Origin of the sequence: Bartonella sp. AP88HLJMH (genome assembly GCF_042195605.1) — a bacterium.
Lineage (GTDB): Bacteria > Pseudomonadota > Alphaproteobacteria > Rhizobiales > Rhizobiaceae > Bartonella.
In genome coordinates, this window is sequence record NZ_JBHIOR010000011.1 from 76,592 (window position 1) to 78,961 (window position 2,370).

Sequence of the window (2,370 nt, forward strand, 5' to 3'; positions counted from 1 at the left end):
TTTTCTGTCAACAGAGCACTTTTTTGCCCTTTTACAGTTCCTCCAGTCATTGTGATTTTAGATTGTTCACCATCTGCGTGAAGCCCATTATTTTCAGATGTTACTATAACATTATCATTTAAAGTAATTGTGCTGCCTTGCTTGGCTTGTACCTCACCGCCAAAGGAACCGCCGTCCGTTACCATTATTTGGGAATTATCATTAGCCAAGAGAGCCTTTTGTGCGTTCTTAACGGTGATATTTTTTAAAGTAACCGTGCTTTCCTTATCAGCACTTACACCTGTGGTTATCGGTTTATCATTGCTGCTGCTTGTTATCACGACATTTTCTAACTTGTTGTTGTCACTCTTGCTGTTTTCAAAAGAAGCCCCTGTCTCGGAAACAGTGATAGATCCTCCTGTCATTTGAATGACACCACTGTTTGCCTCAAGTCCGATTGCAGCTTCTTTAATTGTTGTATTGCCATGCAATTCAATTGTACTGTTGGGGCCGTTAGCCCATGCACCTTTTCCATTGCCATCTGCCATTAGAGTGGTATCTATGCCATCAATATATCCACTATTTGCTGCAACTAATGCATTTTTTTTCCCAGTTACAGTTCCCCCAATCATCGTGATTTTGGATTGTGCACCATTTGCATTGAGGCCATATTCATCAGAGGACACTGTAACATTGTTCTTTAAAGTAATTGTAGAGCCTGTACCAGCGTATATTCCATGCTCTTTTGCATTAAAGTATCCTCCTGATACCGTTGTTTGAGAATTATCCAACGCTTCTATACCCACTTTTACTTGAGTAACTGTTACGTTTTCCAAGATGACTTTACTTTCCTTATAAAGAGCTATTCCTTTTTCCATTAAGTCATCTTTACTGCTCGTTATTGTCACATTTTTCAGCTTGTTTTTATCACTTTTGCTATCTTCGAGAAATAAGCCTACTGTAGGAGCAATAATACCTACTGCATTCATTTTTATTATACCACCGTCTGTTGCCATCACACCGATTTCTTTAGCCTTAATCGTTGATTCTGATAAGTCAAGAAAGCTATTAGGTTCGATAATGCGTACAGTGCTCAACCAGTCGTCCTCCATGTTTTTGCTGTCGTGAATTATTGCTAAATTTTTTCCAATTATTCCACTACCTTTTATCACTATTATACCGCCAACAGTGAAGTTGGATGCTTCCTCAGTTATTCCATGAAAATTCATTAAGATTTTTTCGGCTTTTACATTAGTATGAGCATTAAACAGCGCGATTGTCGCAACAGCTGTACAGGATAGTAAAAATTTTTTAGACATGAAGATTTTCCTTAACTTATAAGCCTCCGCATATTCTCTCCCCGCTTATAAAAAGGATAAAGAACACACAATTTTCATCGGGAGGTTATATTATTTTAACTTTTATATAAAGTATTTATATAATTTTATTATTAAATAAAAAATATTATTTAATAATAAAATATAATATAATTTTATACTTTATTTATTTTTACATTTATATAGTAAATTTATTATTTACTTGTATTCTATAATAAATTTTTATTAAATGGTTTTTTATTTTGTAAATAACTATGTAATTTATAATTTATAAAACAAATTATTAAATATAAACTATTATAATTTCAATCACATAATGAATTTAATATTTGTTTTCTGTATATCTAAAATATATTTATGTATATACTTAAATAATACTTATGATGATTGATAAAGCTTTAGCTCTTCTTTATGATTTCCTGAGCATTTTAGATAAATTGAGTACAAAGCATTGTGTTATGTTTGTTATGCCTGATTGGATTTTCTGCGCAAAAAGGTATTTTGTAGCAGATCTTCTGCCGTAAAGAGGTGAAGGGAATTCCTTTAAAGAAAAGCTAGTACATCTACTGCATGAAGAAGAAAGAGGTTTCTTTAAGGAATAAAAAGGACTTTAGCAGAAAAGAAAAGCAGGGTTTATTTACAAGAGGTAATATCAACAAAAGGGCTACATAATATTATAGAAAATTAAAAAAGCTGCACAATACAGAGTTGTGCAGCCTTTCTGTGCAAACGAACGGGAAAGCAACGCTCGCTTTTACACTTTTTTCAGTCTCATACGCTTGTACATGTGCTTTCCTTCTCATGTAGGGCACAGGCTGCTCTGCTTAAAATAAGAGGTTCCGAGAAGAATTTCCTTTCCTTAAAACTGATAGCGTATACCACCTGAAAAGTTTGCACCACTTATACCAGTTTTCTGAAGCTTTTGTTGATAGCTGACATCACCATGAAGGGAGAAATTGTGAGACAGTTGCGCATTAATGCCAACGCCGCCTTCAATTGCAGGTCCCATAGGATCAAGGTCAAAATCTCTGCCAATCTGGATGGTACCATTATC

Annotated in this window: 2 protein-coding genes; both read right to left on the minus strand. The window is 34.3% G+C overall.

All coding sequences use genetic code 11. The features are described 5' to 3' along the window. A partial coding sequence (locus tag ACFIMA_RS06540; protein WP_375693242.1) for a right-handed parallel beta-helix repeat-containing protein occupies positions 1–1,298 on the minus strand: 1,298 nt, incomplete at its 3' end. Positions 1,299–2,175: 877 nt separating this feature from the next. Continuing rightward, a partial coding sequence (locus ACFIMA_RS06545; protein WP_375693243.1) for an autotransporter outer membrane beta-barrel domain-containing protein occupies positions 2,176–2,370 on the minus strand: 195 nt, incomplete at its 5' end.